The sequence below is a fragment of the Priestia sp. Y58 genome (assembly GCF_029522095.1).
Lineage (GTDB): Bacteria > Bacillota > Bacilli > Bacillales > Bacillaceae_H > Priestia > Priestia megaterium_E.
Genome location: NZ_JAKWFL010000002.1, coordinates 604,662 through 626,261 on the forward strand (window position 1 = coordinate 604,662; position 21,600 = coordinate 626,261).

29 protein-coding genes are annotated in these 21,600 nt (G+C 36.1%); 8 read left to right on the forward strand and 21 right to left on the reverse strand.

Annotated elements, in window-relative coordinates; translation table 11 throughout:
- Positions 1 to 26: 26 nt before the first annotated feature.
- Positions 27 to 1,142, reverse strand: coding sequence for an MDR/zinc-dependent alcohol dehydrogenase-like family protein (locus MMB68_RS09120; RefSeq protein WP_153253695.1), 1,116 nt, complete (start codon positions 1,140 to 1,142; stop codon positions 27 to 29).
- A gap of 477 nt (positions 1,143 to 1,619) precedes the next feature.
- On the opposite strand from MMB68_RS09120, the gene MMB68_RS09125 reads away from it, so the two are divergent.
- Together MMB68_RS09125 and MMB68_RS09130 are read left to right on the forward strand one after the other, a co-directional pair.
- Positions 1,620 to 2,414: a DeoR/GlpR family DNA-binding transcription regulator gene (locus MMB68_RS09125; protein WP_277548787.1), complete on the forward strand. Its 795-nt coding sequence runs from the start codon at positions 1,620 to 1,622 to the stop codon at positions 2,412 to 2,414.
- Positions 2,415 to 2,657: 243 nt separating this feature from the next.
- Positions 2,658 to 3,425, forward strand: coding sequence for an SDR family oxidoreductase (locus MMB68_RS09130; RefSeq protein WP_277548646.1), 768 nt, complete (start codon positions 2,658 to 2,660; stop codon positions 3,423 to 3,425).
- A gap of 178 nt (positions 3,426 to 3,603) precedes the next feature.
- On the opposite strand, the gene MMB68_RS09135 is transcribed toward MMB68_RS09130, so the two are convergent.
- The 5 genes from MMB68_RS09135 to MMB68_RS09155 all read right to left on the reverse strand — a co-directional run bounded on the left by MMB68_RS09135 (position 3,604) and on the right by MMB68_RS09155 (position 6,750).
- Positions 3,604 to 4,008 (reverse strand): hypothetical protein, encoded by a 405-nt coding sequence (locus MMB68_RS09135; protein WP_277548649.1) that lies wholly within the window; start codon positions 4,006 to 4,008, stop codon positions 3,604 to 3,606.
- 241 nt (positions 4,009 to 4,249) lie between these two features.
- The gene (locus tag MMB68_RS09140) at positions 4,250 to 5,026 is read right to left on the reverse strand and encodes an SDR family NAD(P)-dependent oxidoreductase (protein WP_277548650.1); all 777 of its coding nucleotides are present in this window, start codon (positions 5,024 to 5,026) and stop codon (positions 4,250 to 4,252) included.
- Between the two features lie 188 nt (positions 5,027 to 5,214).
- Positions 5,215 to 5,349 carry a hypothetical protein gene (locus MMB68_RS09145; RefSeq protein ID WP_277548651.1) on the reverse strand — a complete coding sequence of 45 codons (135 nt, stop codon included), beginning with the start codon at positions 5,347 to 5,349 and terminating at the stop codon, positions 5,215 to 5,217.
- A 146-nt stretch (positions 5,350 to 5,495) separates the two neighbouring features.
- Positions 5,496 to 6,236 (reverse strand): CPBP family intramembrane glutamic endopeptidase, encoded by a 741-nt coding sequence (locus MMB68_RS09150; RefSeq protein ID WP_277548653.1) that lies wholly within the window; start codon positions 6,234 to 6,236, stop codon positions 5,496 to 5,498.
- Positions 6,237 to 6,312: 76 nt separating this feature from the next.
- On the reverse strand, positions 6,313 to 6,750 hold the full coding sequence (locus tag MMB68_RS09155) for a helix-turn-helix domain-containing protein (protein WP_277548654.1): 438 nt from the start codon (positions 6,748 to 6,750) through the stop codon (positions 6,313 to 6,315).
- 264 nt (positions 6,751 to 7,014) lie between these two features.
- Here MMB68_RS09155 and MMB68_RS09160 point away from each other — a divergent pair, with 264 nt between their 5' ends.
- Positions 7,015 to 7,521, forward strand: a complete 507-nt coding sequence (locus tag MMB68_RS09160; RefSeq protein WP_269871241.1) for a CcdC protein domain-containing protein — start codon at positions 7,015 to 7,017, stop codon at positions 7,519 to 7,521.
- 215 nt (positions 7,522 to 7,736) lie between these two features.
- Positions 7,737 to 8,681, forward strand: a complete 945-nt coding sequence (locus tag MMB68_RS09165; protein WP_277548655.1) for a phosphotriesterase family protein — start codon at positions 7,737 to 7,739, stop codon at positions 8,679 to 8,681.
- An 84-nt stretch (positions 8,682 to 8,765) separates the two neighbouring features.
- Here the strand turns inward: MMB68_RS09165 and MMB68_RS09170 are convergent, their stop codons facing one another.
- The 8 genes from MMB68_RS09170 to MMB68_RS09205 form a co-directional block, all read right to left on the reverse strand.
- Positions 8,766 to 10,028, reverse strand: a complete 1,263-nt coding sequence (locus MMB68_RS09170; RefSeq protein WP_277548656.1) for a SulP family inorganic anion transporter — start codon at positions 10,026 to 10,028, stop codon at positions 8,766 to 8,768.
- A gap of 646 nt (positions 10,029 to 10,674) precedes the next feature.
- A complete protein-coding gene (locus tag MMB68_RS09175) occupies positions 10,675 to 10,884 on the reverse strand; it encodes a hypothetical protein (protein WP_221785432.1) in 210 nt (69 codons plus the stop codon).
- A 449-nt stretch (positions 10,885 to 11,333) separates the two neighbouring features.
- A complete protein-coding gene (locus tag MMB68_RS09180; RefSeq protein WP_277548657.1) occupies positions 11,334 to 11,639 on the reverse strand; it encodes a hypothetical protein in 306 nt (101 codons plus the stop codon).
- Positions 11,640 to 11,879: 240 nt separating this feature from the next.
- Positions 11,880 to 12,533 (reverse strand): ABC-2 transporter permease, encoded by a 654-nt coding sequence (locus tag MMB68_RS09185; protein ID WP_221785430.1) that lies wholly within the window; start codon positions 12,531 to 12,533, stop codon positions 11,880 to 11,882.
- Complete coding sequence (locus MMB68_RS09190) at positions 12,534 to 13,385, reverse strand: ABC transporter ATP-binding protein (protein ID WP_221785429.1); 852 nt, start codon at positions 13,383 to 13,385, stop codon at positions 12,534 to 12,536.
- Positions 13,386 to 13,680: 295 nt separating this feature from the next.
- On the reverse strand, positions 13,681 to 13,920 hold the full coding sequence (locus MMB68_RS09195) for a hypothetical protein (RefSeq protein WP_277447496.1): 240 nt from the start codon (positions 13,918 to 13,920) through the stop codon (positions 13,681 to 13,683).
- 55 nt (positions 13,921 to 13,975) lie between these two features.
- Positions 13,976 to 14,740, reverse strand: coding sequence for a membrane protein insertase YidC (gene yidC, locus MMB68_RS09200; RefSeq protein ID WP_277548658.1), 765 nt, complete (start codon positions 14,738 to 14,740; stop codon positions 13,976 to 13,978).
- A 21-nt stretch (positions 14,741 to 14,761) separates the two neighbouring features.
- Entirely contained in the window at positions 14,762 to 15,052 is a 291-nt protein-coding gene (locus tag MMB68_RS09205) for a hypothetical protein (RefSeq protein WP_264408118.1), read from the reverse strand.
- Positions 15,053 to 15,333: 281 nt separating this feature from the next.
- Between MMB68_RS09205 and MMB68_RS09210 the strand changes: the two genes are divergently transcribed.
- Positions 15,334 to 15,615 carry a DUF4190 domain-containing protein gene (locus MMB68_RS09210; RefSeq protein WP_097822890.1) on the forward strand — a complete coding sequence of 94 codons (282 nt, stop codon included), beginning with the start codon at positions 15,334 to 15,336 and terminating at the stop codon, positions 15,613 to 15,615.
- Positions 15,616 to 16,145: 530 nt separating this feature from the next.
- On the opposite strand, the gene MMB68_RS09215 is transcribed toward MMB68_RS09210, so the two are convergent.
- The 5 genes from MMB68_RS09215 to MMB68_RS09235 form a co-directional block, all read right to left on the reverse strand.
- Positions 16,146 to 17,426 (reverse strand): FtsW/RodA/SpoVE family cell cycle protein, encoded by a 1,281-nt coding sequence (locus MMB68_RS09215; protein WP_277548660.1) that lies wholly within the window; start codon positions 17,424 to 17,426, stop codon positions 16,146 to 16,148.
- Positions 17,427 to 17,434: 8 nt separating this feature from the next.
- On the reverse strand, positions 17,435 to 17,842 hold the full coding sequence (locus MMB68_RS09220) for a PadR family transcriptional regulator (protein WP_277548662.1): 408 nt from the start codon (positions 17,840 to 17,842) through the stop codon (positions 17,435 to 17,437).
- Between the two features lie 3 nt (positions 17,843 to 17,845).
- Positions 17,846 to 18,379, reverse strand: a complete 534-nt coding sequence (locus tag MMB68_RS09225; RefSeq protein WP_028414648.1) for a sigma-70 family RNA polymerase sigma factor — start codon at positions 18,377 to 18,379, stop codon at positions 17,846 to 17,848.
- A 142-nt stretch (positions 18,380 to 18,521) separates the two neighbouring features.
- Positions 18,522 to 18,779 carry a hypothetical protein gene (locus MMB68_RS09230; protein WP_098113676.1) on the reverse strand — a complete coding sequence of 86 codons (258 nt, stop codon included), beginning with the start codon at positions 18,777 to 18,779 and terminating at the stop codon, positions 18,522 to 18,524.
- A gap of 55 nt (positions 18,780 to 18,834) precedes the next feature.
- Positions 18,835 to 19,242 (reverse strand): DUF1878 family protein, encoded by a 408-nt coding sequence (locus tag MMB68_RS09235; protein ID WP_277548664.1) that lies wholly within the window; start codon positions 19,240 to 19,242, stop codon positions 18,835 to 18,837.
- 167 nt (positions 19,243 to 19,409) lie between these two features.
- On the opposite strand from MMB68_RS09235, the gene MMB68_RS09240 reads away from it, so the two are divergent.
- Positions 19,410 to 19,610: a hypothetical protein gene (locus MMB68_RS09240; RefSeq protein ID WP_221785423.1), complete on the forward strand. Its 201-nt coding sequence runs from the start codon at positions 19,410 to 19,412 to the stop codon at positions 19,608 to 19,610.
- Between the two features lie 53 nt (positions 19,611 to 19,663).
- Here MMB68_RS09240 and MMB68_RS09245 read toward each other — a convergent pair whose 3' ends face one another.
- Positions 19,664 to 20,107 (reverse strand): hypothetical protein, encoded by a 444-nt coding sequence (locus MMB68_RS09245; protein WP_014459059.1) that lies wholly within the window; start codon positions 20,105 to 20,107, stop codon positions 19,664 to 19,666.
- A gap of 114 nt (positions 20,108 to 20,221) precedes the next feature.
- On the opposite strand from MMB68_RS09245, the gene MMB68_RS09250 reads away from it, so the two are divergent.
- Together MMB68_RS09250 and MMB68_RS09255 are read left to right on the forward strand one after the other, a co-directional pair.
- Positions 20,222 to 20,392 carry a hypothetical protein gene (locus MMB68_RS09250; RefSeq protein ID WP_264408123.1) on the forward strand — a complete coding sequence of 57 codons (171 nt, stop codon included), beginning with the start codon at positions 20,222 to 20,224 and terminating at the stop codon, positions 20,390 to 20,392.
- Between the two features lie 13 nt (positions 20,393 to 20,405).
- Entirely contained in the window at positions 20,406 to 21,179 is a 774-nt protein-coding gene (locus tag MMB68_RS09255) for a Cof-type HAD-IIB family hydrolase (RefSeq protein WP_277548665.1), read from the forward strand.
- A gap of 26 nt (positions 21,180 to 21,205) precedes the next feature.
- On the opposite strand, the gene MMB68_RS09260 is transcribed toward MMB68_RS09255, so the two are convergent.
- Entirely contained in the window at positions 21,206 to 21,571 is a 366-nt protein-coding gene (locus MMB68_RS09260) for a cupin domain-containing protein (protein ID WP_260506918.1), read from the reverse strand.
- Positions 21,572 to 21,600 lie beyond the last annotated feature (29 nt).

The window sequence follows — 21,600 nt, forward strand, 5'->3', positions numbered from 1 at the left end:
CCTAATTACTTATATTGACAGGTTATTTACAAATTAGGATTAAGAACGACTTTTAATGATTCAGCTCCATTTTTGACAAGCTGGAACCCCTTCTCGAATTCTTCTAACGGCAGTTGATGCGTAACGACGCCTTCTGTTGGAAGATCTCCGTCTGTAATTCCTTTAATGACAGGTTCATAACAGTACGGACCTAAGTGTGAACCTAAAACATCCAGCTCTTTTCGATCACTAATAATACTCCAATCCACTGTAACAGGCTCTTTAAACACGCTGAATTCCACGAACGTACCTAATTTACGAATCATAGTCAAGCCTTGTTCAACCGACTTTTGAGCCCCCGTTGCTTCAATGTACACATCACATCCATACCCATCGGTTAAGTCTTTTACAATCGAAATAACATCTTCTTTTGCTGGGTTTAGCACCATATCTGCACCAAACTTTTTAGCTAATTCTAACCGATCTTCAAATAAGTCTAATACAATTAGTTTTCCTGGTCCGGATTTTTTAATCGCGCCAATCATTCCAAGACCTAACGTGCCTGCCCCCGCTAATACTACTACATCCCCAAGCTCAATTTTGGCACGCTGCACCGCATGATAAGAACAAGCATAAGGCTCAATCAAAATGGCTTTTTCAATCGGTAGTTCATCCGGTACTCGATAGTTAATTCCTTCTTTCGGGAATTTCATGTATTCAGCCATTGCTCCATTTACGTTATTTTGGAAGCCGTATAGGTCATGTTTTTCACACATCCAGTATTGACCGCGCTTACAGAAACGACATTTTTCACACGGAACAATTTGTTCAGAAATGATTCGATCACCAATTTCAAATTCTTCTACACCTTCTCCTAAAGCAACAACATGACCGATAAATTCATGTCCTGGTATCACTGGCGCTTTAATATAGGCCGGCTGAGTTTCGTCTCCCCAGAAGCTAGGAGCTCCATCAAACGCTTTCAAATCTCCTGCACAAATTCCGCATGCTTCTACCTTTACTAAGATTTCCCCTTCTCCAATCTCAGGAACTCGTACTTCTTCTAGACGATAATCCCCTGGCTCGTAAGCTACTACTGCTTTCATTGTTTTAGGGATACTCACGTTATCAAGTTTTTGAATTGTCTTCGTATTTGTACTCATAAAATACCTCTCCTCATCCTATATAATAAAATTTGTTTAGGTCTATGTAAGCCATGATTTTGGTTTATCTATCATGGACGACATACTAGATAAAAGATCCAATCGCTTCTTTAATCCTCTCTTACTAAATATAGCGCTTACATAAAGGTGATAGATAATCTACTAATGTATACACTCTTAAAAAATGAATCGTTTGTCTAAATGAGGTACTTTTTGTCTTATTCTCCTGCTGAAATTAATTGTTTTTTTTCATTGTATTACGTTTATTATCGATTAGTCAATTTATTTTTTTATTTTTTTGTTTTTGTTATCATTTATTTTTATTTAATAAAAATTTTACATTGTTCTTAATAAATGTTGTAATATTATTAGCATAAACGATAATTTTTTTTTGTTTTTTTGCTCAATCTTTCAAAATCTTTAATATGTAAGCATAAATAGAAAACAACAAAAAAACTCAACTACGTAGGTGATATGATGGAAAAAATGTTTGCTCCAGAAAGAAGAAAAATCATTTTAGAGAAATTAAACGAAAAGCAAAGAGTAACGATAAAAGAGCTTTCGAAAGAAATAAAAGTATCCGAGGCTACTTTGCGAACAGATTTAACAAAAATGGAAGGAGAAGGTCTACTTCAACGAACACATGGTGGAGCCATGCTCGTAGAACATGTTGATACGGAAACGAGTTTTTCCACGCGAGAAAGAAAAAACAGAAATGAAAAATATTCAATCGCTAAAAAAGCAATGGAATTAATCTCAGACGGTCAATGCATCACGCTAGACGCAAGTTCGACAGCTCTTGAACTCGCACGAATTTTAAAAGAAACGTCCATCCGCCTAACGGTTGTTACAAGCGGCATTAATACCGCTCTTGAACTGCACGATCATCCGGATATTACGGTAATTCTACTAGGAGGAATCGTAAAAAAAGGTTCTTATTCTCTAGAAGGAAGCCTTGGAATCAATATTTTAAATCAAATTCATATCGATTTAATGTTTACTTCAGCGAACGGCTTCTCTTTAGAATCAGGATTAACGGACTTTAGTGTGTATGAAGTAGAGTTAAAAAAAGCAATGGTTAACGCTTCAAAAAAGGTAGTGGCTTTACTCGATCATAGTAAAATTCATAAAAATTCGATTGCCTCCTTTGCCTCATTAGATCAGATTGATACGCTAGTTACGAATTATGCTCTTGAGGATAGTGAAGTGAAAAAGTTAGAAGAAAAAGATATTACAACCATACTTGTTTCGACAAACGAAAATATCCATTAACGTAATGAACTTTACGTTCTATATATCTAAGGGGTGCGGTGAATCTTTCACAGCACCCCTTTAAAGCATCTCTCCTTCTGTTAATTTGACATCGGTCACAAATAAACAATAAAAAATGATAATAAAAAAAGATAAAAGAAAATAAAAAATATTGAAAAAACGATAAAACTTGTATTAAAATAAACGTTATTAACAAAAAATGAATACGTTTTCAAAAAATAGAGAATAAGGGAGAGAAACGTAATGGCTTTTCAAGGATTTGATAAAAATTTTAATATTACAGATAAAGTGGCGATTATTACAGGTGGGGCAAGTGGAATTGGAAAGGCTATAGCAGAGCTATACTTAGAAAAAGGTGCTAAAGTTGCCATCTTTGATCAAAAAGACTTCGTACAAGCAGCAGCTGAAGAGCTAAGCGCTACACATGCGATTGGTTTACAGTGCGACGTGACAAAAAGTGAAAGCATGGATCATGCAGTTCAAGAGACGAAGAACCACTTTGGAAAGATTGATATTTTAGTAAACTGCGCTGGAATTGCTTTATTGGATGATGCTGAAACAATATCGGATGATTACTGGCAAAAGACCCTTGATATCAATTTAACTGGCTCTTTTAAAATGTGCCAAAAAGTAGGCAGTGTCATGATTGAACAAGGTACTGGCGGGAAAATAATTAACCTCGCCTCCCAAGCGGCTCTTATCGCTCTCGATAACCACGTAGCTTATGCTGCAAGTAAAGCTGGAATTCTTGGAATGACTAAAGTGCTTGCTTACGAGTGGGCGCAATTTAATATTAACGTAAACGCAATTTCCCCCACTGTCATTTTAACTGAGTTAGGAGAAAAAGCGTGGGCTGGTGAAAAAGGCGAACAGGCTAAAAAAGAAATTCCACTCGGACGCTTTGGGTACCCTGAAGAAGTTGCGGCTATTGCTTTATTTCTAGCGAGTGATGCAACCAGTTTAATTACGGGAGAAAATATGGTAATTGACGGAGGTAATACAATTAAGTAATCATCATGCTTCTGTTTCTGCCTCTTAACACAAAAAAAGGAGAAACGTTCTACTAGTAGAGCGTTTCTCCTTTTCATCATCAAAATCTTTAACAATACTTCAATAATACCTTTCTTAAACTGTTTGACAATGCGTCTACTTGCAGGACTTTTGTAGGCTTGTTCATTTCTCCCTATTCCTAAACAGATTTATTCACATTTTCTTTCTTAAAGACTCCGATTAACAACGTAACGAGTCCTACTAAAAAGAAAAACGGAAACAATAACATCATTAATGCAACTCCCGCAAAACCTTCTTCCTGGCTAATCGCAAACAAAATTGAAACGACCCATGAAAAGAATGGAGCTATAATCAATATGATTGTTGTTCCCCACACTATATATTTTCTTTTAGCTGATTTCCCTTGGCATAGTCCGCTTGCAAACATAAGACCTAATACTAAAATCGTTAATGCAACTCCAATTGCCATTTCATCACCGCCTCTAGCAGCCATTTTCTCTTTTACTTTACATCGTTTTCTTTTTTGTCTCTTGGACGGAAATAAATACGCTTGTAATAACGAGTAAAAGTAACCCTTCTCCAATAATTATTATCCCTTTTATCTGAATATCTAGCGCATCAAGCCCGCTTATTTTAGCAAAAGAATAAAACAGTAAAAATAAACCAAATAACATAGTGAGAAAGGAAATAGCTAGGGAAGCTATTCTTTTGTTAAATGCGATACTTCCAAAAAGGATTATCACAAATATGATACTAATGGCCATGCAATTATTAAGAATGAAAGACATAAGCATCCCCTTAAATACCTTTTTATTTCATTAATCTTACTCAAACCTAAACCCAATCCCACCGTCTACAATAATATTTTGCCCTGTAACAAAAGATGCGTCGTCCGAAAGAAGCCACTTTACTGCTTTTGCCGCTTCAAGCGGATCACCAATTCTGCCTAGCGCATTGAGCTTTTGATAGGATTCATTGAGCTTTACTTTTTCCTCTGAAGATAAATCTGAAAATCTTTCTTCTAACATAGGCGTACGAAATGCACCTGGGCAAAAAGAGTTAATTCTTATATTTTGATGACCATATTCCTGAGCAACTGATTTTGTTAAAGCGATCACACCGCTTTTCCCAGCCGCATATACGCCAGTCCCTGCTGAACATAAAATAGCGTCCATTGACGACGTATTCACAATGACCCCGCTATTTTGTTTGGTCATTACCTGCAGCTGATATTTCATACAAAGCCATACACTTTTTAACGTAACGTTTATTAAATGGTCAAAGTCTTCTTCTTTGAATTCATGGGTAGCATTAGAAGCTGCCTCCGTGTTAGCCGCATTATTAAAGCCCACATCAATTTTTCCAAATGTAGAGTATGTTTGGCACACGAGATTTTTGACATCTTGACTATTCGTTACATCCGTTTTGATAAAAAGAGAGTGAGGAGCCCACTTTCTTAATACAGAAAGAGCTTCTTCTCCCTTTTCACTATTTCTAGAAGCAATCACGATATGCATGCCCTCTTTTGCAAGTAATTCCGCTGTAGCTAAGCCAATCCCCGACGTTCCACCCGTAATGATCCCTACTTTTTCTTCAAACATATAGTTCTCCCCTTTTGCGTTTAATGAAGTCCCAACAAATTAAATTTAGTAGCATTAGCCATAGAAGTTATTCAGCTTTGGGTAGATTAATACCTGCTTCGAAACACTAAAAAGAGAGTGGGACACAACTAAAGCAATTCAATCTAAAGGCGAGCGAATTGGATACATGAGCTAGTTTGGGGCACTCGCTACATCGCTGTTGATTTCCATGCAAGGCTTCGCTTTCCGTGGGCGCCCGCTGAGCCTCCTCGTCGCTTACGTTCCTGCGAGGTCTCACCTATTCCGCTTTTCCTGCAGGAGTCTTCGCCTTGCCCTCCAATCAACCGCTAGAAGCACCTACTCACATAAACGAAACCTACGTTCATCACAATAACAAAAAATCCGAACGAGTTTGATTCTCCATCAAGAATCTCCATTCATCGTTCAGATGTTTCTTCAACTAAAATACTGTTGTTGAAGTCTCTTTTGATTAGCTACTAATCTGATGTTGAGAAACAGATAAAGTAGATTTTCGATTCCATAAATAGAAGGCATATCCGCTTAAAAATAGAAGCAGCGCGTAATTAACAAGGAAAGAATCATTAGCGTTGACAGGGCTTGTAAACTGGAGAAAATTATTTAAGCCGTGGAATACAATCGTAATTCCAATCGATTGACCGTGAACGATTAGCAAAGCGAGCACCAATCCAATAACAAATGCAAATACAATTTGAAAAATTGTATTTGCTACGGATTGACCGCTTAGCATATTCAAACTGTGCGTAAAGGCAAATAGAAACGATGATAGAAGAACCGCCACTTTATAGCTTTTTGATAGCAGCAAATTAAGGATAAATCCTCTAAATACCATCTCTTCTACAAATGCTATGACTAGAGTTTGGGTAAGCAAAATAAGAACAAGATCTGCAATGGAATTTCCGTGTACACCTTTGTTACCAATGAGGATAATAAGCAAATACAAAAGAAGCGGAGAAAGAAACGGGATTCTCGTTCTAAACGACATGTTTTGTTGAAAGAAGAAAAAATGCGGCCACTTTTTTGTTTTTGTTAGATAAAATACTATTCCAATCGCTAGAGGCACGATTCCTAAAAACTGAAGATAATGTGTAGTAGGATGCGTCATGCTTACGTATGCACCGTTTACCACAAACCAAAAGATAACTAAGATTTCTAGGCCAATAACTTTCCATAAAAGCTTTGACTTGATCATCACTACACCACCTTTCTGCTTTAGGCTTCATTGATAACCTATATTGGTTTTAAGGATTTTATATGTTTTCACCCTTTTATCCTTGTTCATAAAAATCCTTTTTGATATCTTGCAAAAGTTTTAAGATACCTTTATAAAAACAAGCAATTAGCATTCCAGCGATGTTGGTCACCATCGTGATTGTAAGATTGCCGATGATCAGGCTAAGTAAAGTACCAAGAAACATGATGCCTATTCCAATATAAAAACCTGGGTGAAACAGTTCATCGTCATCTTCTTTTTCTTCTTCAATAATGTTTATTCTACTCTGTAATGTAGCATCCTTTTTAATAAATTCATTAATAGTTGTTCCATAGATGTCGCTTAAGTTTAAAAGTTGTTGGATATCAGGGTAGCTTTTATTATCTTCCCATTTATGTATGTTTTGTATAGGTACACCCACCTGCGTAGCAACCTCTTCTTGAGACATTTTTTGTTCTTCTCTTAATTTTTTTAATTGATTTCCTAACCTCAACTCATTCACCTCTATAACTGTGGAAGCTTGTAAACAAAATCTGCTTGCACTACGTTTTCTCGTTTTCTACAATTCTAACATATTGTGGTAAAAAAGAAAGAAACAGTAATGAGACGTATAAACCATAAAACGACACCACTAAAAAATAGTGAGAATTCTCATGTGTAAAAAATGAAAGAATGCACTTTTATCTCCCTCCTTTCATTGTTTATACTAAATAGTGGATTGTACGAACGTAGAAATAAAAAAGGAGGCAAAATTACGATGGAAATGCTGCTTATTTATCTATTTGTTATTGCCCTTATTGGACTCATTATTTGGAGAAAGATGAAAAAGAAAAATAAGCCCATTAAAAAGAATGGACTTGGTATATTAGCACCTATTTTTTTCATATTGATTGCATTTTCCCTTAGTCTAAGTCAGCTGATGCACATACCGGGCCAGCCCTTTCACTTACCTCCCTACTGGGAAATGCTGATTGCTGGTGTATTAGGTGTTATATTCGGACTCATTATGCTTAGCCAAACGGACTATGAAGTAAGAGAAGACGGCTTCATTTATTCAAAGCCAAATAAAAATTTTAAATATGTGATTATTGCTATCATCTTCATAAGAATGGCTTTGAGCCAGTACTTTAAAGGCTTAGATTCCATAGACTTCGCGGTCTTAACGATGACATTAGCTTTTATATATATTGTCATTTGGCGAGTTGGCAGCTATTTAAAATTCCGTAAACTAAATGGTGATAATTACAGTGTAAATGCTGGGTAATTATCAATATAACTAGTCCTTCTTCCTGTTTGGAAAGAAGGATTTTTTGTCATAGTGAGTAAAAGGCCCGCCTGTTGTGTAAGACAACATATATATTGTATAATGCAATATGTGTTTTTTATAACAGAAGTCTATATATAAAAACAGATTATATTAAAACTGTACCTAATCACCCGCTGTTTGATTTACAGGTATATGATGAAAGGAATCATACTATGACATTTATCAATTCTGTAACAGGCCCAGTCCATACGTCCGAACTAGGGCTAACGTTAATCCATGAACATATGCGCGTTCGTTCTGAATCTGTTCACGCACAGTTTCCTCATTTATATGATGAAGAACAAGAAGTTGCAAAAGCAGTCGAACAAGTAAATCGTGCGAAGAAGCTTGGAGTTAACACAATCTGTGATCCTACGGTGATGGAACAAGGACGTGATATTCGTTTTATTGAAAAAATTGCCCGTGAAACGGACACTCAAATCATCGCAGCCACAGGAATTTATACGTATAACTACATCCCTACTCACTTTCAAACTCGTGGCATTGACTACATGGCAGATCTGTTTGTTCGAGACATCGAAGTTGGCATTCAAAACACGTCGATTAAAGCAGGTTTTCTAAAATGCGCCACAGATGCACCTGGCGTAACGGCTGATGTAGAAAAAGTAATGCGTGCCGTAGCACGAGCTCATAAAAAAACGGGCGTGCCAATTATGACCCATTCACATCCTGCAAGCGGCACAGGCTTAAAGCAGCTCGATATCTTACTTGAAGAAGGCGCTAATCCAAATCAAATTCTGATTGGACATACGGGAGATACGGATAATCTCGAGTATATTTCAAACATATTAAGTCAAGGTGCCTTTATCGGTATGGACCGCTACGGCCTGACTAGAGAATGTTCAACTGAAAATAGAAATAATACGGTCATCCAGTTAGCTAAACAAGGCTATTCAAACCGCATGTTTCTCTCACAAGACTACTGCTGTACAATGGACTGGTTTCCAGAAGGCGTAATTGAAGAACGTTTTCCAAAATGGTCAATGAGCTTTGTGTTAGAAGAAGTCGTGCCGGAATTAAAAAGAAAAGGCGTAACCGAACAGCAGATTCAGCACATGCTTTTTGATAACGCCCGCTGCTGGTTTGAAGGAAAGTAATTGAGATAGTCTTTTTCATTACTACTAAAACCCCCACTGTCTAAACATACAGCGGGGGTTTTTCGCGTATTATTCTACCTTACGTTAACCTGTTTTTCTTAATAGCTTTTGTTTTTCGCGGCTCTTTTTCACCATAAAGTGTATACCACATAAGCACAACCCGACGGCTATTCCAATTGTCAAGTTTGTAAACACCGTTAACGAAAATGTCGTAAGTAAAACCAGTGAATGAAATGATTTTTCTTTTATCACCTTTGCAAACTGTTCTTTTTTACTGATATTCCATGCTACGACCATCAAAACTGGCGCAAGACTAGCAAGCGCAACGTATGAAGCGTACGGCGCAAGCACCAGGAGCACAATCAAAACAAAGATAGCATGCGTGATGCCTGCGATAGGAGAGGAAGCGCCGTTTTTAATATTGGTAACGGTTCTTGCAATCTCTCCTGCTGCGGGAATACCTGAAAACATCGGCGTCACCATGTTTACGATTCCCTGGCCAATCAGTTCTTTTTTGCTGCTGTGCTTTGATTTTGTCATTTCATCCGCAACGCGAGCTGTCAGTAAAGACTGTAACCCTACAAGTATAGCAATCACAAACGCAGAAGGTAAAAGAGTGACAACCCTCTCCACTGTTATATCTGGAAACGCTGGCGCCGGGAAATGACGAGGTATCTCTCCGTAAATGGAACCAATGGTTTCAAACTGATTGGAAAAGAAAAAAGATGCCAAGCCCGTTGATACAATGATTCCAAGTAAATAAGACATTCCCAGCGACTTAGGTGAAAAATAAAGAACAATTAAAATCGTAGCTAAGCACAATCCTGCTGTAGCGATACTATAGATGTTGATGAAGTGTAAATTACCAAAGATCTCTTTTATATTTAAATGAAAATACTGATATTTTTCAATGGCGTGCAGCCCAAGGAAGTTTGGAATCTGCCCGCTAAAGATAATCAGCGCAATCCCTGACTGAAATCCTACAATAATAGATGACGGAAAATACTTGATTAAAGCTCCTACTTTGCATAGCGCAAAGATAATGAGGAGAATCCCTGACATAAAGCCGGCAATTAATAAGTTTTCATAACCATATTGCAACACAATTCCTAATAAAACAGGAACAAACGCACCAGTAGGTCCGGCAATTTGAAACCTACATCCACCTAAAATAGCAATTAGCAAGCCCGCTACAATCGTTGTATAAAGTCCTGTAACAGGCGATATTCCAGAAGCTATCGCAAATCCTAACCCTAAAGGTATAGCTATAATGCCAACAACAATACCCGATAGTATATCTTTCTTCAAATGCTGCAAGGAGTAATTTCGAAAAACCTCTAGATTCATAAGTGTACATCAGCCTCCATTTTAAGTAGTGAGGTTACCCATTCGTATTTTGGTCATACAACCTTATTTAGCTTTGATCTATTTAAAATAAGGTGGGCTACTCGATTACTTTTATCTTAAAGGAGACAACTTACAAAAAAATAAAGAGGAAATTAGAAGTTTCTTAGCAAGTTATTAAAATTTTCTTAAAAATTCTTGCTATTTATTCTTTTAGTTATTTTTCAGATAAACTGTGGTTCTTAATTATAAATAAAGCAAGATAACTAGACCCTATAGTAACTATAGAGTCTATGTGGGCGGGCGATGAGCCTCCTCGTCGCTTGCGCTCCTGCGGGGTCTCATCTGTCCCGCTCTTCCCGCAGGAGTCTTCGCCTTGCTCTTCAATCAACTGCTAGAATAATAATACTTTAAAAAATTCATGATAGATAACAGGATGACTAACATAATTAAAAATCCTTCTATTAATATCCTTCTCCCTTCTTTTGGGGATTTCTTTTGTTTGTTATGGGCATAAAAAATCAGTTTTCGAAAGGCAACGTGCAGTAAAATGATAAAAAACAACATACCAATCTTTAAGAGAATTAACAGGTCATCACATCCTTTTTAACAAACAAAATAAAGAACGAACGGCCAATTGGTAAATAACTCAGCTATGAAACTTTTTATGTTCTTTGTTCTTTTGATACTCTACAAAAAATGAGACTGGGACTGCTCCAATACCTATTCCTATGGAAATAAACAGCGCCTGGTTTAGCTGAAGACTCGTATTTGCTGCTGCTTTACTATAAATCATAAAACATACGAAGCTTAAAAAGCCTATAGCTAAAGGAATGAGCGCGTGCTTGTACCATTTCATTTTAGTAGCCTCCTCTCTTTTTCAACCCGCCTAGCTTGATAGTGGCAGCATTCTTTTAGATTGAGGGATACACTCAACATTATGTATCAATCATCTTTTATAAAAAGTGACTTCCTAAAATAAAGCTGACTAAAAGAACGATTACAGCTACTCCTCTCAACATATAACTTTGACTTTCACTCAAAGGTTTACCCCTTCTTCCACTTATAACAAGGTGAATGTAAAAAAGATAAAAAGAGAAAAGAAATCCCATGCCTGCTGCCATAGCTATGACCATTTCCAAATTATCACATATCCTTTTTCTTCCTTTTCCTTCTTTTCTTCTTGTTAAACAAGTTTAGCCAAATAGTCAGCATTGCCTCCCTAGAACATACGAGTCCTCTTGAAATCATACAAAAATAAAAAAGGCAGGATTTCTCCTGCCTTTTTGCATATGTAATTCCTCTTCACTATGTCAACTCGGCGCTTTTAGCGAGCATAAAAGCAGAGATACTAAACAAAACAATCAATAAAGAAGCGACATGTAACAGTAAAAAAAGAAATTTTTGACCGCCTCTAATGAAGAGCGAATAAATCATTCCTAGGATTGTTACTAAGATTAAAAGTGCTGCTGCTATTTTAATTACTATAGCAAAGAAAGCTCCCGCAAATACAATTGACGGAATAAAAGACGCTACAATAATGATATACAAAATCAGTGTAGCAATAAAAGCGTTTTTTGATACGTTTGAAGCCTGTTTAAACGAATTCCCCATATAATCTCCTTTCTCATTTTAAAACTGCATCTTTTACTATAATACAAGTGTATAGAGGACACAATTAACTTTTGTGAAAACCTTAATAAGTTAAGCTTGATCACCAATAATATGGGCTATATTTTTGAGATCTTGTTTGCTTAGTTTATCAAATGTTGTGGCTGTTTTGTTGTTTGAATTATTTGTTGACAAATAGCCTTGAAGAACGCTTTGTAGTCTTTACTTTAAAATCAATTCATACTAAAACTCTCTCTTCCGATAGATAGACAGCGCAATAAAGTAAGAAGCAATATACATTACCATCCCAAAGAGAGTATATAAGATAGGAACATGCAAAGAAGAAGCGATCGGTAAGCTTGATGCTGCTAATATTTCAACTATATACCCAACAGCTCCCTGTAAAGCAATCGCAACGAAGAGGCCTCCCATGCCCCCTCCAAGTACTATTCCATCAGATTTCTCTGCTCCGAATACGTAAAGAAGCGGATAAGCAAGTGCACCGGCAAAAAGTACGATAAATGTACCAAACGAAACGATATTTGCTATATCCTCTACTTCACTTTGAGAAATAAGCGAATACATTGAGAAAACACCATAAGATAGGATGGTTCCGCTGACGACAATTAAAAAGTAAAAAACATAGTGGCTTTGCACCACATTTTTTCGACTAATCGGAAGAGTAAGCACGTATTTGTCATAGCCGGTTTTACTTTCTAATTTGATCACTTCAAGCGCTGGCATTGCCATTAATAAAATAATTAACATCGCTATAATACGGTAAAATGAAGGATCCGCAAAATAAAAGATGACCGCAGAAATAACTATGGCGAGCGCTGTGTAAGTCAAAAAGCTTCGGTGAATGAGGTAGTAGTTCGTTAACAATAGACCTCTCATTTACGTTTCACTCCTCGTTAAAAGCACGCTTAGTTCTTCCATAGACATCGGTTCAGTTATAGTTTCATCTGGCAGCTGATGCTTATCTGATACGAGTACACGGACAGATTTATCATACGTTCTTTTTGCCACTACTACATCTTTAGGAAGTAAGTTCAGCTGTTCTTCATTCATAACGGCAATTGCATACTCTTGAAAAACTTTCTCTTTTTCTTCATTTAATAAGATTTCACCGTTTTTAATCACAACAAGATGGCTCGCGATTTTTTCGACGTCGCTCATAATATGAGATGAAAGCAGTATTCCGCTGTTCCCATCGCTGACAAAAGCTTTTAATTCATCTAATATCTGCTCTCTAGACGAAGGATCCAATCCTCCTGTCGCTTCATCTAACAGCAATAGTTTAGCACCGTGAGACAGCGCTACCGCTAGAGATAATTTCATAGACATGCCGCGTGAAAACGTATGTATTTTTTTATCTTCTGGCAATGAAAAAGAATGAATCAACCGGTGAAAATTAGCTTCTTCCCAAGAATTAAATAGTTTCTTAAAAACGTTGTTTAACTGTTTTATCGTTAAAGAAACCGGCAGATTAATCGCATCAAACACGACTCCAATGTCTTCTTTAATCGTCGCATCTTTATTTAAATTGTCTTCACCAAATATTTCGACCGTACCGCTATCTCTCGAAATTAATCCTAGTACTGCTTTAAACGTCGTCGATTTCCCTGCTCCGTTATCACCAATAAATCCAACAATCGATCCAGGAGGTACATTAAATGAAACATCTTTTAAAACCTCATTTTGGCCAAACGATTTTGCCATGTTTCTAACTTCTAAAAGATTTGTCATTTGCTCACTTCACTTTCTCTATTGGTAGAGTTAGGTGTAATCTTAGAAAGTAACTGATTTAGTTATTTTGACGGCACTTTAAATCACCTTTTATTTACAAAAATGACTATTTAATACCAATTATAGCTAGTAAACTAGAAAAAGTCGATGATAACATAAAGGTTTGCTGCCCCTTCGTTTGTTTTTGATGACCGTAATATGTATGACAACATCTGCCTGTACTATTCTTGCCTGAGCTATTTAGCAAAATCACAAATAAAAAAAGGATCTGCTATAAAAGATCCTTTTTTCTTCACTATAATTGATGACCCTGCTTTTTTTCTTTTTCACTTAATACATAGTCGGTTATAAAACCAAGAATAAGTCCGATGGCTACCGGTATCAAACCGCCTTGTGCTTCCATTTGAAAATTTTCCGGTTCATTTACATAAATCCATTGAACTGAAAGCAACGAAATATGAAATGTATTTCCGATGAAAAATAAAAGTGCTATCGTTCCAAGCGTTACGCCGAATGAAATGATGTATTTCTTCACTGTACCCCTCCTTTCATTAAAAGGCTGCTCCAAGCAAAGCAACCTTTTAATTTCTTTATTTTGCTTCAAGCACTGCCTTTTCTTGAAAAACCTTTTTTAATACAAGAGATTGAAAGATCATAAACAAACTGCCCGTCATCCAATACAAGACGAGACCTGACGGTGAAAATATCCCAAAAGAAAGGACCATGACAGGCGAAAGAATTTGGGCTAGCAGTGCGTGGGATGAATTCATTCCTTCTACGCCTGTTTGCATAACTCTTCCCTGTAAGTACGTAGCAACCGCTGCAACGATTGGAAGAATAAAATACGGATCCGAGTGCCCTAAATCTAGCCATAAAAAGGACGATGCGCTAATCTCATCTATTCGTCTAATCGCATAGTACACGATTGAAAAGACAGGAAGCTGAACAAGTAAAGGAAGGCATCCCATAAGAGGATTGGCTCCATTTTCTTTAAGCAGTTTCATCATTTCACGCTGATATTGCTGCTGACTCTCAGGATCTTTATTTTTGTACTTCTCTTTTAGCTCTTGAAGCTGAGGCTGTATACGTTTATTGCTCAGCTGATTTTTATATTGAAGAATGTTTAAAGGCGCCAGCAGCATACGCACGCCCACCGTCACAAGCATAATTGAAAAGCCAATACTTTGATGAAGCCACGTATTTCCTATAAACAAAATGAGTAGTGAAAAAGGATAAATAAAATAGTGATCAAAAAAGTGAGTGTGCGAACTTTGAATAACGTTTGATGAATCACAGCCGGCAAGTAGAAAAATGGAAACAAAAATAAAGAAAAGCTTCTTTTTATGTTTTAACATTTATATTCCTCCAGTATTTTTTTAGTTAAACGAAAAAAATACTGGCGAATGCGGACCTTCATCATCTTGTTCACCTATTGCTTCTTGTCTGTGAACAGAATATATAAATTTAAATTTGTAATACACGCAGCATATGAGATCCTGAGCGCATAAAAGATTCACGTTTTGTATAAGATACATATCCTTTTGCTGCAGACAAACATGCTTATGTATTGTTTGAAATGTAGCTAGTTTAATAGCAGCATGCACAAAGAATGCCGTCATAATCGCAAATGATAAATACACTAAAGCATCCGGTATAAACAATTCCATTTATTCACATCCTTATGGATTATTGTATCATATTTTCCTTTATTTAGGTTAAATGTTTTATGAAGCAGATTTAATCTAAGGTAGCCCGCAAAACCAATTTACTTATAGGAGTCAAAAAATAAGTTTCTTTTTGTAGCTGTCATTATACGGTTGATGAAATGACGTATAGACAATATACCGGGACACATATAATTCTAAAAATTTCTATTTTTATTAGTAAAAAGGATATTATTCCTTTTTATGTTATAATCAAAAAATATAATTTATAGGGAGTGAATCTATTGGAAACTAATACAAAACCTCAAGTAAACACCAACTCTATTGTTTCTCTAACTCTAGGTATCCTATCCATTTTTATTCCAATCATCGGGTTTATTACAGGTATTATCGGCATTATCCTCTACAAAAAAGCATCAAACGAAATAGCTGCTTCCAATCAAGGCGGTAAAGGACTCGCAATTGCCGGGCTGATTTGCAGTATAGTGGGCGTGATTTCTCAGCTGTTCTTTGTATTGGGGATTATTACGTTTATGTTTGCGGGAACGACGGTTGGCTATGAATAAAACAGGTAAATTAAAACAGGTAAGAAAATTGGGGTTTAGATAAGATTATTCAAATTTCTACATGAAAGAATAAAAGCTTGATTTTCGACTATCCGAAGATCAAGCTCTTAAAATTTAAACGTTAACTATGACTCATTCTTACTAGACCTATAGCTTTTAATGTAAATTGCAAAGGAGAATACAAAATTAAATCTATCGTTGAATCTAGAATAAAAGAAATAGTGATTGTTCTACTTACTTTACTGCTAGTCATCTCTGTGTTGATTAACTGTTCTAGCTATTTTAATAGTTCAGAGATAAAAACTTTGACCTCAAAATGTTATGATAACGGGGGAGAAGCCATAGTAGAAATACATAATTCAATTACCAATGACTATTCTTTTGAATGTAAATAAAAAGGAATCAAAAGTCCTGTAAGGGTTCTAGATGTAAAACAAACGCTGACAAATGAATGTTAGCGTTTGTTTTGTTTGTCTTTACAAAGTAAATAATTAATTATTTGTTTATAAAAGAGTCTATCGATTTATACTTTATTGCTGATTAGCATGCAAGGTGTTTTTAGACAGTAAATCCTTACGTCTATAAATACTCAACACAATTCCAATTAAGAAAGCATTTAACAAGATCGGCATCAATCCATAGCTAATAAAGGGCAGTGACATGTTTGTCATAGGAAAGAATCCGACAATCATTCCTACATGACCAACAAGTTGTATCGTATAAATTATCATAACTCCTACTAGCAGCAGTTTAGTATACAAATCACCAATTCTTTTAGCAACAAACGCGATTCTGACGACAACTAAAGAAAGAACTAGAAAAAGAATCGCTGCAAATAACCACCCATAATAATACGTAAAGCTTAAGAAGACAAAATTCGTGTTAGCTTGAGGAATCATCTGATCTATAAATGAATGTTTCCCAAACCATCCTGCATCCATAAATAAATGATGAACCTTGGAAAGACCGAAGTACTCTTCTGAATTATAAGGGTCTATAAATGAAAGCAGTCGTTTCTTCTGATAATAAGCAACGGTCATCCATCCAATTACTCCCCAAGTAGCAACTAATGCAAAGCCCGTTCCTAAGACAATGACTATCTTCTTTTTATTTAACTTACTCCACCAGATCATCGTAAAGGTCATAATTACATATATAAAGAGGGTTGTAAGGTCACACTCCAAAAAGAAATACAGTGACAGAAGAAACAAAAGAAGGAATTTCCACATTTTAAAGCGATTGCTTTGAAAGAACCCCGTCCATGCCAAAAAGAAAAAAGGAATGGCCATTAAACCTTCGATTTTTAGAGGCCCTACTTTGAAAACAGATTGACCTTCTGTAAATGTGTTAAAATTCTTTGTTAGAAATAATAAAAGTAAGGTACCTAATAAATAGAATAACCACCCTTTATTGGCTAACTTTCTATAGTCTATAAACATCATAATTAAAGCTAGCATCGCTCCCAAGATAACAAAGACAACCTTATATGTAGAGAAGTGATTGTCGACCATACCATCTTGAAACAATAGTGGTAGGAACCCTAAAAGGAGAGCGGCAGCAAATAAAATTAAGGTCATCCAGTCTACTTTCGGTCGATGAATACGGTTAAGGCTTTGACCAATACTGATGGGATTTCCCATTTGAGTAACAGCCTTTTCTTCTGCTTGGTCTTCGCTTATCCCTTTTTGCAGCCAATAGCTTTTTACTTCGTTTAAATGATGATGCAATTCCGCAGAAACAAATGCCTTGGCTTCTTTTGATTTAATTTGCGATTGCACTTGTTCTAAAAATGACTTTCTTTGTTCGTTCATATACTCCTTCACCCCTCTAGTATTTCTTTAAAACTTATGTGGTTAGATAACGGCTGCTCTTCCACTTTTTTGAGCAGTTTGCGCCCCTTTTTATTTAATTGATAAAACTTAGCTCCGTCTTCTTGCCAACTGCTCGTCAATATACCTTTTAGCTCTAGTCGATGGAGGATGACATATAAAGCCCCTTCGTTTTCTTTAAAGTTTAAAATCCCTCGGCTTTGCAGTAAGCTGACTAAATGATATCCTGTTTTTTCTTGTACAAGCAGCTGCATAATAGCGATTAAAATTTCTTCGTCGCTATGAGTCGCTTGCTTTATTTTTTCTCGAATGCTTTTCTTATGACTTTCCGTAAATTTTAGCTGAGCAAACACTTCACGATCCATTGTTTTTCTAAGATTTTTAAGACGTTTATCCATGACTCATTCCTCCAGCATTTCTTTTAAAAGTGATTTTGCACGCCTCAGTCTTGTTTTTACTGTATTCGTTCCAGTTTTGGTTACGAGCGCAATGTCTTTAATTAATAATTCTTCATAGTAAAAGAGGTAAATCACTTCTTTATATTTAGTCGGCAGCTTCATAACAGCTGACATCAGCTCGTGGTCTTCTTCGTGTTGAATAACAGCTTCCTCTATGTTTTCTTTTTCACTTATATGATTTGGAAAATAGTCTGTCGCCGGTATAATGTTTTTGTTGTACCAGCTTTTTAAAAAGTCTTTACAGTGGTTAATTGCGATTTGCCATAACCACGTCCGAAACTTGGATCTACCGCTGTACTTGTAAAGATTTTTGTAGCATTTAATAAAAATCTCCTGCGTCAAATCCTCCGCAACCGCTACGCTGTTTACATATGAGTAAGCCAGCTGCAAGATTTCCTGTCCATATCGATCCATAATTTCATCTATCACTAGTTCTTTGTCTTGCACGTGTATCCATTCTACGGTTAGTTCTTTCACTTCTGCCTCTCCTTTCTTGTTCTTAGACGAAGCGTTTTATAAAAAGGTTTTTATATTTTCATTTTTATTTTCTAGATAATTGCATGTACATAAAAAAAGATTCTCTACACGAGAACCTTTCCTTGTACCTCTTATGTATGTGCTATGAAAAAAGATTGCCGATGAAGATAATAAATCCCGTCACTAGAGTTAATCCAGCACTAATTACTACTGTCAAAATACTTCTCACAGCCGATACCCAATTGTTTATTCCAAAGAACCCCGCGATGCCGGTAAAAAATAGAATAATCGCTACACAAAAATTTATATTTAATAATGAAGGGTGATTAAAAGCGAAGAAAAATAAACCAACCCACAGTAACGACAAAATAAATGACCAAAAGTTAATGATTCGTGCCACTCCAATTAGCCTTCTTTCTATTTGAAATCTCTCTGTTTAAAACAGCTTAGATTATTTATTTCAAATTTGTTTTTAAACGCTGCAAGAAAAAGTCACACACTTCCATTTGAATACACTGCTTCTTTAAACTGCACAATAAATATTCTAGTTCAAATTCCTGATAAAAGATCTTAGCAACAACCGATTTTAATTCCTCTAAAGTTGGTTGTTCTGACGCATATAGTTTATCCAACGGAAGATTAAATTGAGAGAATAGCTGATCATTTTGATACCATACGGAAATGTCTTCGCCATATATTCGGCAGCTAAACACACCTAGTATCTTCAAGAATGCCTTCACTTGATTTTCTTCAAATTCATGATCAATCGCAAACATAAAAAAAGGATGTTCCTCTGCATTAATCATGTGCTTCATGAGACTCATTTGATATTTTAATAGCTTTACTTCTTTTACTACGTCCAACTTCTTCCCATCCTTCTTAAAAAATGATTATATTATACTCTGTGAATTTTACCATAATCTAGTAGTGCCAATAAACCGTTTGTAGGAGATCACTTTGTAATGAATGGAATAATAAGGTATATTATAATAAATGGGAATAATTTCATAAATTGAAAGCGAGGATACATATGGTTCTATTAATGATTGCTGCTATTATTACTTTATCTGTTATCTTGGACTACTTTATTTTTGACTATGATGATAAACACTGGGGCTGGCTAAAAAAAGCTTCTAAACCAGTTAGAAGAAGTGTTATTGGGTGTTACTTGCTTATGTCGTTTGTTATTTATTTTGGTTTGAGCCTACCGTATATTAAGCCTTTTTTGTAAATATCAGTGCGGTTAGCCTATAACTCTTATCTAAAAGTTATAGGCTAACCAACTCATTTAACCACCACTACAAATTGTTTATCTTCAAATGCAAACACTTCCCCTAATTCATCGATGTACTTCTTTCTATCTAATTTATAATGCTTTCCAAAATACAAGGTTTTCAAGTTAATACTCATGTCTAAACTAGAATCTTTTTCTGTCGCTTCATCACCGTCTAAGCATGAATATAATTCAATGTGACAGCCCTCTATCAGCTGTTCTTCAATATAAGTAAACAGCTCTCTTATTGATTTAGGATGTGGATCACAAGATAATTCGTATACATAAGGCAAGGTGAATACATGCTTGATGTCGCTATACCCGTCAGTTAAACGATTAACACTAATACCGTACGCATCTTCTTCTTTTTCATAGATTGTAATCAACTTTTCTTTTGTGCCAAAACTTCCTGTAGGCAATTCATAAGGAGATCCTATATAGTGATGTACAGTCATATTCGTCACTTCTCTTTCTCTTTGCTTATGTAAAATACTATTATTCTATCACTCTTATTAAGATTACATACAAATACAAGGGAAATATGTATAATAAAACCAGGAGGTGACAGCATGAAAAAACTACTGCCTTTTCTATTTCTAGCCGCTCTTTACCTGTATGACTCTTCATACAACCATACTGCTTTTTTACATAAACCGGTTGTTTCTGCATTTTTATATGTAGCTGCTATTTTAATTTGTGCTCTTTTATTTGTAAATATAAAAAAAGAGCGTGCTGTTTAAACGAGGGATAACGATGAGCTATAAGATTGTATTCTTTGACGTAGATGGAACCCTTACCCATCATGAAAACGGGACGATTTCCACTAAGACACGAGAGATTATAAAAAGCCTAAAAGCTAAAGGGTTAAAAGTCGTAGCCGCAACAGGCAGGCCTTTATCTCTCTGTGAAGAAATTAGAGAATTAGGTATAGATACGCTTATTACCGCAAACGGAGCGTTTAGTGTACATAATGAAGAAATCATTCATAAGCTGTCCATGGATAAGCACGTTGCGCGCGAAGTTTTTGAATACGCTGCATCAGAAAATCACGGTCTTTCATTTTACACAAAAGAGCTCAGCATGAACGGTGTCAAAGATGAAAATATTTTAAAAGCCCTGAAAGAAACATTATCGCTTAGTGATTATCCTCAAATAAGTGAGCGCATTTACGATGAAGATATTTATTTAATGTGCTTATTCGCTGATGAAAAAACGACTGAACAGTATGCACAGCGATTTCCTCATTTAATGTTCAAAAGGTGGCATCCTTTTGTCGTAAGTGTTCTTCAAGAAGAAATCACAAAGTCGGTAGCTATCCTAAACGTCTTAAACTATTTTAACATCGATCACTCCGAAGCCATCGCATTTGGAGACGGAGAAAATGATATTGATATGATAGAATTAGCCGGCCTTGGAATTGCGATGGGTAATGGATCTGATAAGTTAAAAAACGCCGCTGATTTTGTTACGAAGAAATCCGGTGAAGACGGAATTGAATTTGCGCTTAAAAATTTTGGCATTTTATAAGAAAGCAGTACGCCTAGATAATTTATCTAAGCGTGCTTTTTTCTCTCCATAAATGTTTCAGGATGTAGCTCCTCGGATTGAATGACAATGGCCGTCATGCCTTCTTCACTTCCCGACGTATGCCACTCTCCTTTTTCCCACATCGCCGCTTCTCCACGTTTAATAGATACTCGTTTTTGATCTCCTCCTGTTACCCATCCTTCACCTTCGACTACGATAAACAGCTGAGCGATAGGCGCTGGGTGGTGTCCTACCGTTCCTTCTCCATCTATATACATATAGCCAATCGTAGACGCTTCGTTTGTTTGAATCATTTTTACGTAAGTAGCTAAATGCGACTGATATTTTTCTACATTTTTGCCGTTTTCTTTGCTGCATGTATAGATTTTCAATGTGCACCTCTTCTTTGTTCATTACGATT